The organism is Paenibacillus sp. OAE614 (assembly GCF_040546645.1).
In the GTDB taxonomy this organism is placed as follows: Bacteria; Bacillota; Bacilli; order Paenibacillales; family Paenibacillaceae; genus Paenibacillus_AQ; species Paenibacillus_AQ favisporus.
In genome coordinates this window covers 3,107,658-3,126,533 of record NZ_JBEPOD010000001.1, presented here as the reverse complement: position 1 = coordinate 3,126,533, position 18,876 = coordinate 3,107,658, and the positions used below count along the sequence as shown (strand labels likewise).

16 protein-coding genes are annotated in these 18,876 nt (G+C 53.8%); 2 read left to right on the top strand and 14 right to left on the bottom strand.

Annotation, left to right across the window (positions count from 1 at the left end):
* Positions 1–20 precede the first annotated feature (20 nt).
* Both ABIE48_RS14385 and ABIE48_RS14380 read left to right on the top strand, forming a co-directional pair.
* Entirely contained in the window at positions 21–977 is a 957-nt protein-coding gene (locus ABIE48_RS14385; RefSeq protein ID WP_354520636.1) for an NAD(P)-dependent oxidoreductase, read from the top strand.
* 391 nt (positions 978–1,368) lie between these two features.
* A complete protein-coding gene (locus tag ABIE48_RS14380; RefSeq protein ID WP_145019505.1) occupies positions 1,369–2,652 on the top strand; it encodes an MFS transporter in 1,284 nt (427 codons plus the stop codon).
* Between the two features lie 109 nt (positions 2,653–2,761).
* Here the strand turns inward: ABIE48_RS14380 and ABIE48_RS14375 are convergent, their stop codons facing one another.
* The 14 genes from ABIE48_RS14375 to ABIE48_RS14310 form a co-directional block, all read right to left on the bottom strand.
* Positions 2,762–5,074 (bottom strand): beta-L-arabinofuranosidase domain-containing protein, encoded by a 2,313-nt coding sequence (locus ABIE48_RS14375; protein ID WP_192714145.1) that lies wholly within the window; start codon positions 5,072–5,074, stop codon positions 2,762–2,764.
* Position 5,075: 1 nt separating this feature from the next.
* Positions 5,076–6,323: an NAD(P)/FAD-dependent oxidoreductase gene (locus tag ABIE48_RS14370; protein ID WP_192714146.1), complete on the bottom strand. Its 1,248-nt coding sequence runs from the start codon at positions 6,321–6,323 to the stop codon at positions 5,076–5,078.
* Positions 6,320–6,652: a (2Fe-2S)-binding protein gene (locus ABIE48_RS14365; protein WP_145019514.1), complete on the bottom strand. Its 333-nt coding sequence runs from the start codon at positions 6,650–6,652 to the stop codon at positions 6,320–6,322. Before ABIE48_RS14365 ends, ABIE48_RS14370 begins: the two co-directional genes overlap by 4 nt.
* On the bottom strand, positions 6,652–6,924 hold the full coding sequence (locus ABIE48_RS14360; protein ID WP_145019517.1) for a (2Fe-2S)-binding protein: 273 nt from the start codon (positions 6,922–6,924) through the stop codon (positions 6,652–6,654). Before ABIE48_RS14360 ends, ABIE48_RS14365 begins: the two co-directional genes overlap by 1 nt.
* A gap of 10 nt (positions 6,925–6,934) precedes the next feature.
* Positions 6,935–8,374 (bottom strand): aldehyde dehydrogenase family protein, encoded by a 1,440-nt coding sequence (locus ABIE48_RS14355; RefSeq protein WP_192714147.1) that lies wholly within the window; start codon positions 8,372–8,374, stop codon positions 6,935–6,937.
* Between the two features lie 28 nt (positions 8,375–8,402).
* Positions 8,403–9,302 carry a dihydrodipicolinate synthase family protein gene (locus ABIE48_RS14350; protein ID WP_145019523.1) on the bottom strand — a complete coding sequence of 300 codons (900 nt, stop codon included), beginning with the start codon at positions 9,300–9,302 and terminating at the stop codon, positions 8,403–8,405.
* A gap of 43 nt (positions 9,303–9,345) precedes the next feature.
* Positions 9,346–10,344, bottom strand: a complete 999-nt coding sequence (locus tag ABIE48_RS14345) for a proline racemase family protein (RefSeq protein WP_192714148.1) — start codon at positions 10,342–10,344, stop codon at positions 9,346–9,348.
* A gap of 26 nt (positions 10,345–10,370) precedes the next feature.
* Complete coding sequence (locus ABIE48_RS14340; RefSeq protein WP_192714149.1) at positions 10,371–11,372, bottom strand: proline racemase family protein; 1,002 nt, start codon at positions 11,370–11,372, stop codon at positions 10,371–10,373.
* Positions 11,369–12,565 carry an NAD(P)/FAD-dependent oxidoreductase gene (locus tag ABIE48_RS14335; RefSeq protein ID WP_145165204.1) on the bottom strand — a complete coding sequence of 399 codons (1,197 nt, stop codon included), beginning with the start codon at positions 12,563–12,565 and terminating at the stop codon, positions 11,369–11,371. The genes ABIE48_RS14340 and ABIE48_RS14335 overlap by 4 nt, the downstream gene beginning before the upstream one ends.
* Positions 12,566–12,587: 22 nt before the next feature.
* Positions 12,588–13,658, bottom strand: a complete 1,071-nt coding sequence (locus tag ABIE48_RS14330; protein WP_145019532.1) for a M24 family metallopeptidase — start codon at positions 13,656–13,658, stop codon at positions 12,588–12,590.
* A 127-nt stretch (positions 13,659–13,785) separates the two neighbouring features.
* A complete protein-coding gene (locus ABIE48_RS14325) occupies positions 13,786–14,616 on the bottom strand; it encodes a carbohydrate ABC transporter permease (RefSeq protein ID WP_145019535.1) in 831 nt (276 codons plus the stop codon).
* A gap of 5 nt (positions 14,617–14,621) precedes the next feature.
* Positions 14,622–15,512 carry a carbohydrate ABC transporter permease gene (locus ABIE48_RS14320; protein ID WP_183580831.1) on the bottom strand — a complete coding sequence of 297 codons (891 nt, stop codon included), beginning with the start codon at positions 15,510–15,512 and terminating at the stop codon, positions 14,622–14,624.
* A 39-nt stretch (positions 15,513–15,551) separates the two neighbouring features.
* Positions 15,552–16,931, bottom strand: a complete 1,380-nt coding sequence (locus tag ABIE48_RS14315; protein ID WP_192714150.1) for an ABC transporter substrate-binding protein — start codon at positions 16,929–16,931, stop codon at positions 15,552–15,554.
* A 112-nt stretch (positions 16,932–17,043) separates the two neighbouring features.
* Entirely contained in the window at positions 17,044–18,846 is a 1,803-nt protein-coding gene (locus ABIE48_RS14310) for a cache domain-containing sensor histidine kinase (protein ID WP_192714151.1), read from the bottom strand.
* Positions 18,847–18,876: the final 30 nt, after the last annotated feature.

Sequence of the window (18,876 nt, the reverse complement as noted above, 5' to 3'; positions counted from 1 at the left end):
AATCATTATACGCCAAGTCGATCCTGCCTTACAATGATATTGCCGAGGGACGTTACTACACACGAAACTACGACAGAATACACGGGGAGGAATCAACAAACATGAGTGATATAACGGTTATTGGGGCGGGTCCTATGGGTTCAGCGTTAGCCCGGACCTTGCTGCGCAGCGGAAAGAAAGTGACGGTCTGGAACCGGACAAGCGAGAAGGCAAGGGCTCTCGTTCAGGATGGAGCGGTTTTTGAACCCGATGCTGCACTTGCTGTGAATGCCAGCCCAATCATTATCGTATGCGTGGCAACCTATGAGATATCGCGGAGCATCTTGGGATCAGAGGATGTCGCCGCTAGAATGGCCGGTAAGTTAGTGGTGGAGCTCAGCACGGGGACTCCTCAAGACGCAAGGAACAGCGAGGCGTGGGCTCATGAACAGGGTGCCGATTATCTGGACGGTGCCATTATGGCAACACCTCCTCAGATAGGAATGCCTGATACACCAATATTCCTGTCAGGCTCGGAAAGCGCATATCGGCGGAGTGAGCCGGTTCTTAGAGTATTAGCCGGAAACCTGATATATCTGGGCGAATCGGTTGGATCCGCCTCTGCATGGGATTTGGCCGCCCTTTCCACGATGTTCGGCTCGATGTTCGGCTTCTTTCACGGCGCGCGCATTCTTGAATCCGAAGGCCACCGGGTCGATACGTTCGGTTCTATGATAGCCGACATCTCCCCAGTTTTCGGACAAATGATCAAGCATGAAGGAGAAGTGATTCAGTCGGAGACTTATAATCAGCCCCAAAGCTCGGTCAAAACCTGCATGTCAACGGCAGAGTTATGGGTGAAGCAGGCGCGCGAGGCACGGATCAATCCGGATTTCCCCAATTTCGCCAAGGGATTATACGAAAAGGCGATACAAGCCGGATACGAAAACGAAGAGCTTGCTGCGGTCATTAAAGTTCTTCGGACGGGCAATGAATGAGGCAAACAGATACCCTCGAGTTCAAATGAAATTTTATTTACATCGACACCTAAGTCATATTGTCTACAGAAATTCGGCGTGATAGAATATGTACACTTACAATCGGTAAAGAAAAAGGGGAATCGACAGGATATGCTCCTCACTGGTCGTTCTGAAGTGCAGGCTTAATCGCATACGAAAGCCGGAAATCGCCATCTTTGACGTTCTGTCAATCAGCAGAGCTTTGATTCGATGCGCCTTTTTCCTGCTTCCCACTTCAGAACATCAGAACAACAAGCAGCACTTCGGCCCAAGGCAGGCGCTCTTTCGCGCTCCTCAGTACCGAAGCTGCAAGCTTCCGTGGACTGTAGTTCCATGGGAGCTTTTTTGCTGCCGTAAAAGGAGAATAGCCATGTACCCTTCTAAAGCTTTACCTTACGTTTTTTTCGGTTTGCAGGGTTTTTCCATGTTGGGGAGCCGCATGACCTCCATCGCGATCGGGCTCAAATTATACCATGAAACGGGACAATCGACCCCCTTGCTGCTGCTGGCACTTTTCAATGAGCTTCCCCTCTTGTTCTTGGGCGGCTGGATCGGCATCGCCGCTGACCGTTGGAAGCGCAAAACGGCCATTATTGCCGGAGATACAGGCCAGGCGGTCTGTACACTGCTGCTCGTGATATGCCTGATGAACATCCATTCCACGCTGTGGCCGGTCTATGTTATTGCTGCCGTGCAGGGATTGTTTGTGGCGCTGCAGAGCACGGCAACCTCCGCCATGATCCCGCTTATGGTGAGGGATGAAGAGCTGGATCGCATGAATGCCATGAAAGAACTGCTCTTTCCGCTTGCAGGGGTGATCGCCCCTTCGTTGACTGGTTTACTTTACGAACCGTATGGAATTAGCATCATCTTGACGGTGGATCTGCTCACCTTCCTGATAGGGACCGGCGTGGTCGCTTTACTCCCGCTGCCTGAAATGAAGCACGAAGAGAGACCGCTCGAGGAAGTTCGCATATGGAACGATGCCGTCCAAGGTTTCCGATTTTTGTGGAGAAACAAACCGCTTCTCTATCTGCTTCTGTATTTTGGATGGTGGAATTTTATTCTGAACGGGCCGCTTGAGCTGGCTATCCCTTTTTTTCTGCAGCGTACGGGGAGCAGCGACGCCTTGACTTTTCTGTTGGGAGCAATGAATGCCGGTGCTTTAGCCGGTGCGGCTGTTGCTGTATGGTGGGGACATTTTCGCTATAAAATCAGGTTCATCTTCGCCGGCTCAATCCTTACCTCCTTGATGTTTGTTCTGCTCGGAACGAGCACTCATGTCATCATGCTGGGAGCCGCCGTATTTCTGCTTATGCTTCCACTCGCGATGACAGGGGCTTTGTTTTACTCCATTTTGCAGCGTAAAACGCCCCTTTCCCTTCAAGGACGAGTATTTGCCGCATATGGCCAGCTATGTGCCGTCACGGCGCCCATGTCATTCCTTATTACGGGGCCGCTGGCCGATCAATGGCTCGAAAGGCTCCTCCCTGGGGCGAAGCTGTCCCCTTGGCTTACCTGGATCATCGGTTCAGAAAAAGGGACCTGGATTGGGTTCATCTTCGTCGTAAGCGGTATTCTGCTGCTACTCGGAGCGATGTGGACGCTATCCTCACGCCAGGTTCGCCGTTTAGATTCAGACATCGACCTATAGGATAGAAAATTTAACGCCGCCGGTATATTACCGGCGGTGTTAAGGTTTTAATCTGATTCGATTAATCAAAATATAATTCCCATTGTGTGACTTGCCGTATTTTGTTCTATCACCGATCCATGGTTGAACCTTCGGCCAAGAAGTAAACGTGATAGCTCTCGTTCTGGACATCTGCCAGCGGAATAAACGTTACGTCGTCCTTTATATAGCGGAATTGGAGCCCTTGCGGTCCGGTTTCCTTGACGAATTGATTGTCCAGATCTTCTTCCTGAAGCGGAAGCCGCAGGTACTCTTTCGAGTCCGATACCGCAGCCAAAATATAAGGCCCGTAAGCAAGCGATACGCATTCTTTCCAGTCAGGAGCCGATTCCAGGCGAATCCGGCAGTCGAGCCTCAAATGAATCACATCGCCGTCCTTCCAATCCCGATCCAGGGACCAATAACCATCTGGCCCCGGCATGTAATCGACCTGGCGGCCGTTGATCTCCACGATGCCGCCTTCCGGGCTCCAGTAAGGTCGGCGGATTTTCAAAATAAACCTACCATCACCCTGTATCCGCAGTGTAATCTCCCCTGGTTCATGCTTTTGCGCAGAAAGTGCTATGGTTATCCCCTTCTCCGCCCAATTCAAGGCGGAAGACACAAAGAGATTGACGAACAGCGACTGCTCATCGTAAAAATAGATCGCTTCAGGATACTTAAAATGATTTTCCAAGCCGGTGCCATGGCAGCAGGTGTTGCTTGTCGAATCGAATGACTTTCTGCCTCCAGGCCCGAGCGGCATGAAGTACGTGCTTCCTCCCGTTGGTTTGCTGTCGCCCGAAGCCAGGATATGATTAAACATCGTCCGTTCGTAATAATCCATATATTCCGCCGCAGGTTCATAGCCGAACAATTCCTTCGTCAGCTTTAACATATTATAGGAAGCGCAGGTTTCAGCGGTTTTATCGCTGAGGTATTCCCCGATCTTGCCCGCCTGCCGAAACATTTCGCCTTCACCTGTTCCTCCGATCGAATAGATGTGGGCATTCGTCACCGCATGCCAAAAGAAATGGGCGATCTCATAATATTTCTTCTCGCCGGTAGCCCGGAAAATGTTCAGGGCACCGATGACCTGCGGTATATGCTGATTGGCGTGAAGCCCGCCGAGCGCATCGATGCGCTCCTGCATCGGAACGAATAGCCGGTCGTTGTCAAACCATTTAGCCGCCGCCAGATGGCTTGGTTTACGCGTCAATTGGTACAGCTCCGCAAGCGAATCGTTCATGCCGCCGAACTCGCCGGCGATGTACATGCTCCACATCGTTTTCAGCACGTGGTTGGGCAGCCTGTCTAATCGGTGATATACCCAGTCGCCGAGACGGTCGGCGATCCCGAGTGCGGTGTCGCTGCCAAGAAGACGATGAACGTCAAGCAATCCGGCGAGGATTTTATGCAGCGTATAATAAGGCGCCCAAATTTCCGGATATCTCGTAAATGATTCCAAGCGGTCAAATTGCTCCTCGGAGTAACCGCTCAAGAATCCCTCATGATAACCGGGTTTTGTGGAAAAAGCCTGCTGGCATTCCTCTAACGAGCCGATCATATAGTTCGCCTTTTTCTTGATGTCTCCATCCCCTGTTGCCGCGTAGCCGAGTGCCAGGGCGGACAGGTAGTGCCCCGTCGTATGTCCTCTGAGCAAACAATCCGGCGAATCCCAGCCGAGCATTTCCGGAGCACCCTTCGTATCCAATCCGGCAGCAGCCCGGAAATTATACAGCATCTGATCGTCATTGACGGATTTCAGAAATGCCAGGCTTCGTTTTTGGGCAGCCTGAAAGGCTGTTTCGCTGCCAAGCCGGACTGCGCTTGGAGAAAAGCTTTTTACAGCGGGAAGCGGATCCATCTTTTCCTGCTCAACTTTGGCTTGAACCAAAATTTCCGCAGTGACCGGAATTTCCGTATCCTTGAGAAAGCCTCGCGCGGCTGCAGGTCCGGTTTCTTGAAACAAGCGTTCTTCCCCGCTTTCCCAAGCCACAGCATGGGTTATGACCTCATGCTCCTCGGTTTCAACCACCATGACGGAAGGCAAATATACCTTCTTACCGAGTTCAGCTCTCAGGGTTATGGGATAAATCCAGGAAACTTTGATGTTATTTTCTTCTTCCAAAATGGTCACGTGATACACTTGTTCCTTTACGCTTTCTCCATAGCGGAACGTCGCAATCAGCGGAACGGTCCGTGTGCCGAGACCGTATTTTGGACGGGTCACCTTGCCGTCATCCTTGATGAACCGGCTATCTCCCGACTGCCAGGAGATCTGCGATCCGTACTTTCCTTCCCTGGGCAAGTTGATGTCGAATTCGACTGTGCCGAGATTACCCAGATACAGGGCTTCCATGTCTTTTAAGACGATCATTTCGTCGTCGTGAATGGAATTCATGTCATCCCTCCTTCTTTATCCCATGCTTCTCCCTCTGAAACCTGCCCCATTTCCGGTAAAATTGCTCCCTGGCCTCCTGGATGCCCGGCCGGAATTGAATGAGCGCGGAGGCGCGCACGCGTCGGACATCCTGCATAGCTTCCAGCACTTCGCGCTCATGATGTTGACCGAGCAGGCCTGCGTCACCGCAAATCGTGGCGGCCGCAAGGCGCCCTTGAGCCATGGCTACCAGCGCGCTCTCGATTCCCGTAATATTTCCGGCTACGTACAGACCTTCGACCGGAGTCCGCATTTGCTCATCGTGAACCGGTACGTGGCCCCCCAGCTCTTCCGCATACACAAACGGGCAGCCGGCTACCGACGCCAATTCGGCCAAAGGGTATAACCCTCCGGCTATTGCCACAAAATCGACAAGCTCCTCCCGCTGGCTTCCCGGAATAACGGCGCCTTCTCCGTTGACATCCGCAAGGGTGACCGATTGAACCTGGCTGCGCCCGTTAATGGATACGGCAACGGTTCGCAAACGTAAGGGGATATCCCAAATCTTGATCCCGCTCCTTGGAATGAACCTCGATACGAAACCCGCCATCCCCAAAGCGTTTGCAGCTTTTCCTCCGATCCTCATCAGCGGTGACGGCGCCAAATGGGCCAATCCCATCAGTTCCTTCAGGCTCTCTTTTGGCGATGCTTCTTCGCCGGTTATCGGCCCAATCCCGGGCAGGACGATGCCTGCAATCGAAACGCCGCTCACCGACAGCTCGCGGGAGATCGCCATGGCGAGCACATTCACGCCTATGATCAAGCCGCGGCGTCCCGGTTTGACGTAATGGACATTGGCCATCACCTGTGCGGCGCCGATCGACATGACACCCGGCAGCGTCCACCCCGGCAGGGGATGAGGAATTTCGGCGCTGCCGGTGGCGAGCAGAACGTTCCTCGCCTGCATGGATCCTTCGGAGGTCTTCAAGACCCAAACGGCACCGCTTCGCAGTATGCTGTGGACGGATGCTCCGCATTGGATCTTCACTCCTAGCGCGGAGCACTTGTCGAGAAGCTGCTCGGCCACCTGTCTTCCGACCCACCAATGCCCTTTCTCCTCGTGAAACTGCCCTAACATGCGGCCTCCCGGTTCGGGGAATTCGTCCAACACGGCAACGCGGAGACCGCGGTCGGCAGCTTCCACAGCCGCCGACAATCCTGCCGGGCCGGCACCGACGATCAACAGATCAAAAGGAATCGCCGGCGTCATGGAAGCCTCCTCCCCGTAATCTCATTGGGAAGCCGCTCCCCTTCAGAGATGCACATCCCCGCTTCCAAAGGAGTCAGGCAGGCTCTCACCGTACCTTTGCCCTGCACGTTCAGGCGGCACTCCATGCAGTGGCCGATAGAGCAGTACAGACCGCGGGGGCTGCCGGATTCCTCATGCCGACGCAGTGTCCGTATGCCCACGGCGAGCAGCGCTGCCGCAATCGGCTCGCCTTTCAGCCCTGCCCATTTCTGACCGTTAAACGTAAAATCTACGGGTTCCCGCTTTGTTTTCCTCGGCCCTAAGATCGGATGATTTTCGATTCTGTCCATTACACCTCTCCCTTCGCCAGCTGCCCGAACGTGACGGGACGGATCGGAGGACGGTAAGACAGCTGCTCCGCATCCCGGGGTAACTGCGGGTTCTTCATATGAACCCACGCGTCGAGCATCTGTCTGCATACCCGGCCCTGGCAGGCTCCCATTGTCGCTCTCGTTTTCATTTTGATCTGCCTGGCTGTACAGCAGCCCGATTGGTAGGCTTCCTCCAATTGTTCCATGGTCACTTCTTCACAACGGCAAACGATCAGGTTTGATGTACTCATGGCCGGCCTCCTACCAATACCGGATGGCGCAGGTTTTCAGCTCGGTATAAAAATCGAGCGCGGCTTGCCCCTGCTCGCGCGAATGTGAGCTCGACAGCTTCAAGCCGCCGAACGGGGATTGGTATTCCACGCCCGCTGTTTCCTGGTTGACGCGGACCATCCCGGCCTGAGCTTCATCCAGAAATCGATGTGCATAAGCCAAATCCCGGGTAAACAACGAAGCGCTGAGTCCGTATAGAGATTGATTGCATAATGCGATCGCCTCGTCGAAATCGGCTGCCTTCATCATCACGGTAACCGGTCCGAAAATTTCTTCCTGAATCAATGGATGGCCTGGATCCACGCCTGCTGCTGCGATCGGCGGAATATAATATCCTTCTTCTTTCGCCTTGGCAGAGCGGCCTTCGGCTACGATTTCAGCCTGCTCCCGCGCAAGCTTCACATAGGACATTACCGTTTCATACTGGCTTGCAGAAGCGACAGGTCCAAGATAAGCCGACGGATCCAGTGACGGAGCCAGCTTGATTCCGTCGATCGCCTTCTTCATCGCTTCAATAAAAGCATCATAAATTCCGGATTCAATGATGATTCGGCTGGTTGCCGTACATTTCTGGCCGGCCGAACGATACGCGCCGCTCACAATCATCGGGGCCGTCTTCTCCAGGTCGGCGTCATTCAGGATCACGGCCGCATTTTTCCCGCCCATTTCGGTCTGATACTTGATGTTTCGTTTCGCACAAATTTGGGCGATGCGGGTCCCTGTCGCCGTTGAGCCGGTAAAGCTTACAGCATCAAGGGAAGTCTGCTCCAGAAGGGCGTCGCCGATCTTGCTCCCTTTGCCGACCACCAGGTTCAGGGCGCCTGGAGGGAGGCCTGCTACCGCAAAAACTTCGCACAGTAGGGTGGCGGTCAATGAGGCGTTCTCCGCCGGCTTCCAAATCACCGTATTGCCGCAAATGAGCGCAGGTGCGATTTTCCATAAAGGGATCGCCACCGGGAAATTCCATGGCGTAATGACACCTACCACGCCCAAAGGAACCTTCTTCGTATGCTGGAGCACGTTTGGCTCGCTTGCGGGGATGACCACTCCGTTTGAGCGGACGCCTTCCGCCGCGTAATACCGAAGCAGGTTGACTCCCCGGATGACTTCGCCTTGCATTTCGGTAATCGGCTTCCCCATTTCCATGCTGGCGAGGCGGGCGACATCCGCGGAGGCGGACTCGAGCGATGCCGCCATGCGATACAAATGCTCACCTCGGGCGGCACCGGTCAAACGGGACCAGGAACGATATGCGGCTCGGGCTGCCTGCTCCGCCTGAGCGATATGCGATGCATCCGACAGATGAAGCACCCCGATCTCCTCATGAATGTTGGACGGGTTCTTCACGGCCAGCTCATCCGACGCGGGGGTGAACCACTCTCCGCCAATCCAATTTCGGCTGTGTACCATACGCTAACCCTCCTTTTTCAATCTCTACTTAAGAGCTCTTCGCTTCACCGGCAGGTTGGTGGTTAACGGCATGCTCAAATGCCCTATGAATCGCTTCGTACTCAGCTTCCGGAAGCGGAAGACGCGGAGGTCTTGTTGGACCTACCGGGAATCCGGCAAGCTCCATCATGTACTTGATCGACTGCACTAACTGGGGACTCGCATCATAATGGAACAATGGGAGCAGGCGGCGGTATAGCGTGGTCGCTTCCTGAACCTTCCCTTGTCTAGCCAGATTAAAAAGCTCCACGCCTTCCTTAGGCAGCGCGTTCGGCACCCCGGAAATCCAGCCCACGGCCCCCATCAGCGGACCTTCCATAGATAAGTCATCGACGCCGATCAGCACATCCAAATCGGTATATTCCAGGATGTCGTGCACCCTGCGGATATCGCCCGAAAACTCCTTCACCGCCACGAGATGCTCCAGTCTCGAAAGCCTGGCGAGCAGCTGCGGCGTCAAATCGACCTTATAATCATGGGGATTATTGTAGGCGATCATCGGCAGGCCGACTTCATTCAGCGCTTCATAATGGGCAATGACCTCATGCTCCAGTGGACGGTACTGGATCGGCGGCAGGGCCATAACGCCTGCAGCGCCCGAATCCTTGGCATGCCGGACCCACTCGGCGGCTTGCCTCGTGGATGGCGCCGCTGAACCGACGACAACCGGTACGCGTCCCGCCGCGGCTTCAATGACGGTATGAACGACCTTTGCCCGCTCCTCATTTGTCAACGTGGCATATTCCCCTAGTGATCCTGTCGGAACCAAGCCGTTGACGCCCTGCGTGATAAGCCAGTCACATAGCTCAGCAAGACGCTTGTAGTCCACTTCAAATGTGGCTGTAAACGGTGTGACGATCGCAACATAAACCCCTTCAAATTTTGGCATATCAAGATGTCTCCTCTCATGATTCAAATTGATATTTGTAAGGCTAATTCAGTACGAACCCATTCGGTAGCGGATCGTCCGGATCCAATACGAAATTCATGAAACCAAGTATATGGGCGGTTCCCGTTAGCTGTGGAATGACGGTTTTATTGCCGGACAGCAGGCTGTCCCCCGCGATGCTTCCAATGACCTGAGCCCCGCTGATCCCCTTGTACACGGCCTGCTGTCCGGGTTCGAGCCATCCACGGGAGCTAAGGACCGCCAAATGAGCGCATACTCCGGCTCCGCCCGGCGACCGGTCAAGCTGCTCCCCGGCAAAGACGCATGCGCTGCGGAAGGACAGACGATCACGTTCATCCCGCTGATAAAAGAACACGCCGTGAATACCGGATATCCAATCCAGCTGCGGATGCTGAAGTTCAAGCCGCATTTCGGCTTCACTGCGGATCATACCTGCCCATTCCCTAAGCTGATGGGGCTCCAAGGAAGTCGCTCCGAACTCGCCTATATCCACTACAGCAAAGAATTCACCGCTAAAAGCGACGTCCACCCGGATTTCCCTCCCTTGAATCGTCACAGGAAGTCGCTCCGAGTGCACATAACTGGGCACATTCCTGAACGACACCGACCGAACCTCGTCTCCCTCCACATCAGCGACCACCTGGACGGTTCCCGACGGGCAATCGATCAGTATACCCGCCGCCGCATCGGACGGGACGATTTGCCCCGTCGCGGTCCAAGCCGTGACCGCGGCGATGATTCCGTGCCCGCTGACGGATGCAAGACCTTGCTGGTTCAGGAACAGCAAACCGAATCGCGCTTCCGGCGTCACCGGCGCTGTAACGATGCCACCGGTCATTGCATAGTGGCCGCGCGGCTCCGACATCAGCAGCTTCCTTGCGTCATCCTCATGCCGCTGGAAGAATAAAGCCTTGTCGCGCATTGTCGAACCGGCCAATGGCGGCAGGCCGCCCGTGATGATCCGAAGCGGCTGTCCGCAGGAATGCACATCGATCGCGGCATACCATTTTTTCGTTTCCATAGTGCTGGCTCCCGTCATAGTGATGTTTAGAGCAGGAAGAACCCCGTATTCAGTTCATCCCGTTCCTGAAGAATGAATTGGTGAAAGCCCATCACCCAAGCCGAGCCGGAAATTTGCGGAATCACGGCCGGCAAATAGCCGACGGTCGTGTCCTCCAGAACACTGGCGCGAAACATCGAACCCACGATGCTCTCATGGACGAATTCCTCTCCGATTGCCAGTTCGCCCTTGGCACGCAGCACGGCTACTTTGGCGGATGTGCCCGTTCCGCAGGGGGAGCGGTCAATCCCCCCGGGAGGGACGACGACCGTATTCCGGCAGTGGGCCACTGGCGATACCGGATCGCTGTAGAACTCGATATGGGTCAGTCCGCGAATGACAGGAATTTCGGGATGGACGATTTCAAGCCTGTCATTCACCGCGTCGCGGATCCGGACGGCGGTACGGACGATCTCCGAAGCCCGCTGGGGAACCAGCGGCAAATGCAGTGATCGGGCATCGACGAGCCCGTAAAAATTGCCGCCGTAAGCAAGATCCAAGGAGACCTCACCGAGATCGCCGACCTGAACCCGGACATCTTGCTTGTAGAGGAAAGACGGAATATTCGTAAAGGTGACCTGTCGGACCTTTCCTCTCTCGATCTCGAGCCTGGCTTCGACAAGGCCGGCCGGCGTGTCGAGCCGGATGACGTCCTTGGTTGCCGGATAATATCCTGCCTCAATCAGCGCCGTGCACAGCCCAATCGTATCGTGACCGCACATCGGCAAATACCCGCCGGTTTCGATAAACACCACCCCAATGTCGGCATTCTCATCGCATGGCGGAGTCAAGATGCAGCCGGACATAACCTCGTGCCCGCGGGGTTCGAACATCAGCGCTTGGCGGAAATCGTCATGATGCTCGGACATGTAGACCATCTTTTCGGTCATCGTTTTTCCGAAGAGCTCCGGAGCCCCGGACATAACGGTCCGGGTCGGATTCCCGCCGGTATGCGTGTCGATCGTGGTGACCATCTTGGACCATCTCATCGAATCACCTCCTGGGGGTGCGGCATGCTACGGAAGCGGTCATAACGAAGACGGTCCACCGGAATGCAGGTCTCCGACCCGCTCAGCAATTCGCTGATCACTTTCCCGGTTACGGCGGCCAGGCTGATCCCGTCCCCTTCATGCCCCGCGGCCACATAGAATCCGGGTACTTCGTCGATTGCGGAAACGATCGGCAGGTGATCCGCCGTCCACGGCCTCAGGCCCGCATAGGTTCTCAGGAGCGGAATCTGTTCCAGCACGGGAAAAAAACGAATGGCTCTTTCCGCAATCAAGCTGATGACCTGCTGATCTACGCCGCTGTCCATCCCGACAAATTGGCGGCTGGAGCCGATCAGGAAGTTTTGCGAAGCGGTAGGCTCGAAGACGAGCGCAACGCCATATCGGTCGAATTTGGGGTCCACGGTACGGGTTCCGCCGAATTTACTCATCAAATATCCGAACTCCATCACCTTCCGTTTCCCGATGTTCGCCCATCGGGATGCGACAAGAATGTGTCCCTTGCGGGGCTCGATCGGAATATCGATGCCCACCATCCGTCCGATATGCTTCGCCCATACCCCGGCTGCATTAATGACGGTGCTCGTGCGGATTCTGCCTTCCGAGGTTTCAACGGCGCGTACTTTCCTTCCCTCGTCAAGCTGAATGCCGGTGACGAGCGTATGGGTTCGAAGCCTTGCCCCATAGTGCCGGGCTGTGGACGCCAACGAGTAGGTTAGCAGCACCGGATTGACCGTTGAATCCGTCGCGCATTCCAATCCGCCTGGCAGGTCTTCGGCCATGTAAGGCCATTCGTCCCTTAGATCCTTCTGACCAAGCATGCGGAAGGGCAGGCCGGCTTCACGCTGACGTGCGACCCAGGATTCGGCAGCGATCATCTCTTCGTCCGACTCACAGACCAGAATGCTTCCGGGAGCCCGGTATTCGAACTCCTCATCGAGATCCCGTACCCACTCCTTGACCAATTCCTGCGACTTCAGCGACATCTGGCTGTCGAAGCCCGGATCCTTGTCGATGGCGAGGATGTTGCCGTCGCATTTGGAAGAGGTACCGCCGGCGATTTCCCCCTGTTCCACGACAAGTACGTCCATGCCGGCTTTCGCGGTATAGTAGGCAATGGACATGCCGATGATCCCTCCCCCGATGATGACAACTTCTGCGGTTTCATCACGCATGGATGCAATCACTTCTTTCGTTTTATAGGACAATCAGCTCTTTGTTTGATTTCGTCAGCACTTCAATCCCGGTGTCCGTCACGAGAATGTCATCCTCAATGCGGACGCCTCCAAAGTCGGGCAAATAGATGCCGGGTTCCACGGTCAAAACCATGCCGGGCTCCAGCAAATCCTCCGTCTTTTCGGAAAGGCGCATCAGTTCATGGATCTCCAGGCCAAATGCATGACCGAGCCCGTGTCCAAAATACTCCGCATACCCATAGCCGGCAATGCAGTCTCTAGCCAAAGCGTCCCCTTCCTTTCCGGTCATCCCCGGCTTTAAGCCTTCCAAGGTCTTTCGATTGGCTTCAAGCACAATCCGGTAAATCTCTTGATGCCGCTCCGTCGGATCACCAATAAAAACCGTCCGCGTCAGATCGGAACAATATCCCTCGTAGCTCGCTCCGAAATCGAGCGTCACAAACTCGTCCCTTCCCAGCGGCTTTGAGCTGGCCAGACCATGCGGCAGCGCCGAACGGACACCGGAAGCCACGATCGTCGGGTATGCGGACGAAACGGCGCCATTTTTGCGCATGAAGTATTCAAGCTCGGCTGCAATGTCCCTTTCGGATACGCCCGGCTTCATGTAGCCCAGGATATGCTCAAAGGCCATGTCCGTAATTTCGATCGACTTTCGAATATGCTCCTGCTCCCGCTCATCTTTGATTCCACGCAGCTTTTCCACAATATTTTGCGTCGGGATCAGTTCAAAGCCCTGAAAGGTTTCAATATAGGTTTGATATGACTCGTAAGTGAGATGATTTTGCTCAAAGCCGAGCTTCCGCACTCCTGCAGCACTCAGCTTCTCCCGAATCATTTCAAGCGGCTGGCCCGTATGCTGTTCAACCTGATACTCTTTGGCCTGTTCCGCCGCTTGACGGGTATAGCGAAAGTCGGTGATCAGCAAGGCCTGATTTTTCGTAATGGCAACAAAGCCGGCAGTACCCGTAAATCCGGTCACATATCTGCGGTTATACGGGCTGACGATCAGTAGTCCGTCGATCCCCTGACGCTCAAGCTCTTCCCGTACCTTGTTGAGACGCTGTGCTTCCATGGTAGGTTCACGCTCCTTATTCATCCTCTCAGCCGTAAAGGATGCAATGGTTTCTTCATAATCAATCTAATGTAACTAAATTCAACCCTGTTGAATGACAGCTGCAGTAATCTGCAATTTTGCAACCTTAACCCTTCATGCCGGTCAGCGTGATTCCCTCGATAAAATACCTCTGCCCGATGAAAAACACGATAATGACCGGCAGGATGACCACTGTGGAGGCTGCCATCAGCAAATGCCACTGCGCGCTGTGAAGCGACTGGAACATTTGCAACCCAAGCGCCAGCGTAAACTTGCTTTCCTCGTTCAAGTACACGAGCGGTCCCATGAAATCGTTCCACGAATTCATGAATGAGAATAAGCCGATGACGATCAGAGGCGGTTTGGATAAAGGAATGATGATCCGCCAGAAAATCGTCCATGGGCCGGCACCGTCCACATAAGCCGCTTCATCGAGATCTCTCGGAATGCTGGCATAAAACTGCCGCAGCAAAAAGATGTCGAATGCGGAACCGAACCAAACCGGCAATATTAATGGCACGTAGGTGTTGATCAGGTCGGCAAGCCTCCACCCGATAAAAGTGGGTATCAGCGTAACTGCACCGGGAAGCATCATGCTGGCAAGCAGCAGTCCAAAGAAAAACTTCTTCCCCGGCCAGTCAAGCCTCGCGTAGCTGTATGCCCCGAGCGAACTGCTGATGAGCGCTCCGAGCAAACAACTGGCGGTGATGGTCAGAGTATTCCGAAAGAATCGGAGAAAGTCGATGGTCGTCAGCGCCTCCGCATAGTTCTGAAACTTGAACGGCGAGGGAATCCATTTGGGCGGCATCTCGAAGATCTGCATGGACGACATCATGGAGCTGCGTACTAACCAGAACAATGGCAGCAAACAGAATACACTCCCCAGGATGAGAATGGCGTATACGATGATCTGTGAGAACCGGCGGCTTTTCCTCATGGGCGCTACACCTCACTTTCATAAAACACCCAAGTTTTAGATGTGCGGAAAAAGATCGCCGTGACGATCAGGATGATGATAAAGAGGATCCAGGCGATGGCTGAGGCCTGCCCCATTTCGCCGAACTGAAAAGCCTGACGGTAAATATAGTAGTTGTAGAACAAGCTGGCGTTATTCGGTCCTCCCTGCGTCATAATCAAGGCTTCCGTAAACACTTGGAAAGCCCCGATCGAACCCATGATCAGGTTGAAGAAAATGATCGGTGTCATCATCGGAATGGTGATATGGCGGAACTTCCGGACCGCACCTGCTCCATCCACGATGGCCGCTTCATACAGGGATCTGGGTACACCCTGGAGGCCTGCCAGGAAAATAATGATCGTGCTCCCCATTCCCCACAGGCTCATGATCACAATGGAAGGAACCACCGTATTTTCAGAGTACAACCAATTTAAGGTGGGCAGATTCAGTGCTTCGAGGAAGCTGTTGAACAGTCCAAGGTCCGGGCTGAAGAGCCAGATCCAGATCATCGAGGACGCAACGGCCGGCACGATCGCCGGCAGATAGAAGATCGTGCGGAAAACCGATTTGCCGCGGATAAATTCCATGTTCAGCAGGAAAGCGGCGATAAATGAGACGATCAGTCCGAGCGGAACGCGGAGAATAACGTATTTAAAAGTCACCCACAGCGAATTGTAAAAATAGGGATCCGTTCCGTCGAAAAGCCGCTTATAATTCGTAAACCCGATGAATTTGGGCGTATTCACGATCCGGTAATCCGTAAAGCTGAGCAACAAGCTGGTGAGCATGGGCAGAATGACAAACAGCATAATCCCAAAGATACTGGGCAGGGCGAAGAGAATGCCCGCCACGGCGATACGGCGTTTGTGCAGCATTGGAATCCCTCCTTTCTGGATCGGTTCGTTCGGACGGGGTTATTTGCCGTAATAGCCTTCAATCAGCGGCTGTACTTTAGGTTCGATCTCTTTCAGTGCTTCCTCCGCTGACTTCTTGCCGGTCCATACCAAGTCAAGGGCAGGGGTCACCAGCGCATTGATTTTATCCAGGTTCTTCACTTCAAAGCCCGGGGTCCGGATGCCGTTTTCAATCGTCTGTTTCATGTAAGCATCTGTGTATCCCTCCGGGTGAGCCTTGTTCCCTGACGCCCATTTATTGATGAGGTCCGGATTCGTATACCACTCTTTCTTGAGCGGCATCCACAAGCCGCCTTCGATCAGCGGCAGAACCGATTCCGGATCCGCCATGTACTTATACAGCATCCATGCCTCTTTCGGATGCTTGGTTGATTTGAAAATGACCGTCGGCGCGCCGTCCAGCAGCGTATTGCTTTTCATTAATTTAGGCAGGACACCGACGCCAAGATTGAAATCCTGTTCTGCAAAAGCCTGGAGCGCCCAGTTGCCGGATACGGTCATGGCGACCTTCTTGGTTTGGAGCGCCATGTCAGGCAGGCTCTTGGTCTGCAGCGGCGTCGGCGATACGTGGTGCACATACATTAAGTCCGCCAGCTTTTGAATCGCGTCGATCGCCTCCGGCTTCGCCAGGCCGAATCCTTTTCCGTCTTCCGTCAGGAAATTGCCGCCGTTCGATACCACCGCTGCCATCATGTTGTACGGGTCGTATTGGAGGCCGAACTGCTTGATCTTATTCGGATTAAAATTAGGATCGAGCGCATTTCGTCCCTGATCGTCCAGGGTCAGCTTCTTTGCGTACTCAATGAACGTGTCCCAGTCCCATGCCTTATCTGCCTGCGTGGGAGGAAGCTCGACTCCCGCCTCTAGGAGCATATCCTTGTTGTACATGAGTCCGTATCCTTCTACAGCTGTACTCATGCCGATCGTGTTGCCCGGTTCGATTTCATACCATACTTGATCCAGATAATCTTCCTTCTTGAATTCCTTGTCCTCCTCGATCAGCGGAGCCAGGTTCAGCAGCTTCCCGTCTTTCCCCCAGCTTAGTGCCGCTCCGGATGATAAATATCCGAGGTCTGGTGCGACATTGCCTGCGACCATCGTCGTCAGCTTGGTCAAATAGTCCGCCGGAATGTGCATAGGCTCCACCTGAATGCCGGTTTTTTGCTCAAAGCTTTCGAGCGCTTCCGTGACCGTCTTCTTTTCGATCGTGTCTCCCCAGAAAGCAAACTTTAGGGTGACCTTTTCTTCCCCGTTGCCCCCATCCTTGGTGCCACCTTCACTTTGGGCTGATCCTCCGCTGCCTGAGCAACCCGAGAGGGAAACGGTTACGGCCAGTAAAGCGGGTAAAGCGATCCCAGCGAGAAATTTGGAAAATCTCATTCTTTTACCCTCCAATCACACAGAATTGATGTTTGTAAATTCATTGTAAAAAACCGGAGGTTCAAAAAAAATTCGAACATTTTTGGAATGGTGGACAATTTTTATGTGTTGTTCATACCGGCAATTTAATTATGACGGTCGTTCCCCTGCCTTCTTCTGAGGTTACGGTCACGCCGTAGGAATGACCGTAGATGAGTTTGATTCGCTGATCAACGTTGCGGATGCCGATAGAGCGGCTCTCTTCCCGTGTCAAACCAGCCAATTTGTGATGCGGGATGCCGATTCCGTTATCCTCCACCATGAAGATCCGCTCATCCCCAATGAGCCGACCCCGGATCACAATCTGTCCACCGCTGTGCAGGCGGGCGAAGCCATGAACGATGGCGTTCTCAACAAAGGGCTGCAGGAACAGCTTTGGGACCTTGTAGGAATACAGCTCAGGCGAGATGTCATAGGTTACCGTGAATTTGCCTTCAAACCGCTGCTCGGTAATCGAAAAATAATGCTTCAACCAATTCAGGTCCTCCTCCAGGTCGCCGATGTCCTGATTGCTTGCAGAAGTATACTGCAGCATCGAAGACAAGCTGACGATCATGGCGCTTAATTCGTTTTGCTCGTTTTCGAGCGCCGTCCAGTTCATGATGTTGAGCGTGTTATACAGAAAATGCGGATTCAGCTGAATGTTCAGGGACATAATCTGGGTTTCTTTCTCTCTCAGCTTCACTTTATAGTTCTCTTCGATCAGGTTGTTGATTTTAACATTCATTTGATTGTACTTGTGGATGAGCAGCCCCATCTCGTTATAGGATTTGACCGGGATGCGGGTATCGAATTCCCCTTCTCCCGTTTTTTTGATCGCTCGAAGCAGCTGTTGAATGGGCTTGGTGATGGAGTTGGCCAGAAAAAATGCCAAGAGAAGCGAGAGCAGCAGAAGGATCAGCGTCAAATAGAACGTGTACGACTTCACCTCTGGCAAAAAGGCACTCCCGAGCGCCTCCGGCGAGATCGTGACACCGGAAATCCAGCCGGTCACCTCGGAAGTGTCGAAGCATACGATGAGCGGCTTACCGTTTCTTGTGATCGTGAGAGTGCCGCTCTTCATCTCCGCCATTCTTTTCAATGAGGTTTCATCCATCGTGGAATCCATCGTGGAATCCTTTTCCTGCGAATCAGCTACCCTCTGACCGTCCCGGCTCATGATAAAAAAAGAAGCCCCGGTGGATGGGAGCACGCTGGCGAAGCGGGAACGGTAATAATCAGGCTGATAGGTAATGACCAGCACGGGAAGCTCGGCTGCACCCTGCAGCTCGATCACCTCACCGTTATTGATCCGAAACAATTTCAGCAGACGGACGCCGGCCAGAAGCTGAACGTTCTCAGAGGGCACGGGGGAACCGGCATCCCGATGAAACATCTCACCAAACGAAAACGTCGGGACCCAGGCCATTCCCCCATCCGCTTGTACGGCAGCCTGATACAGGGCTGTTTGGTTAAACCCTTCATAAGGGATAAAGGTCGTAGCACCGGTAGGCCCGATGTCTGAATAGCTGGTGATTAAGTGGATGGAGTACATGTGCTTCAAGTCTGGAAAATATGTATTCAGCGCCCGGCTTACCTTTTTCTCCATCGTGAACATTTGGTATTCGTCTTTCGGATCGGCGGTGAGGTATTGTTCGTACAGAACCTGCTCCGCGATCAAAGCGAGGCTGCTGTCTTCGACCCTGGCGAGCTCGGCGTCCATAATTTCGTTGTTTTGCTTCACAATGGAGTACAGGTTCTGTCTGGCAAAGTCGGAAATAAACCCGCTGCTCGACACAAAATATCTATAGCTAAGTATCGTTAGGGGAATCGTGACAATGAGGGCATAGGACAACATCAGCTTGGTTCGATAGCTCAGATCCTGAAATCGCGGCATCAATCGGCGGCTTCTCAATGAACATCCCTT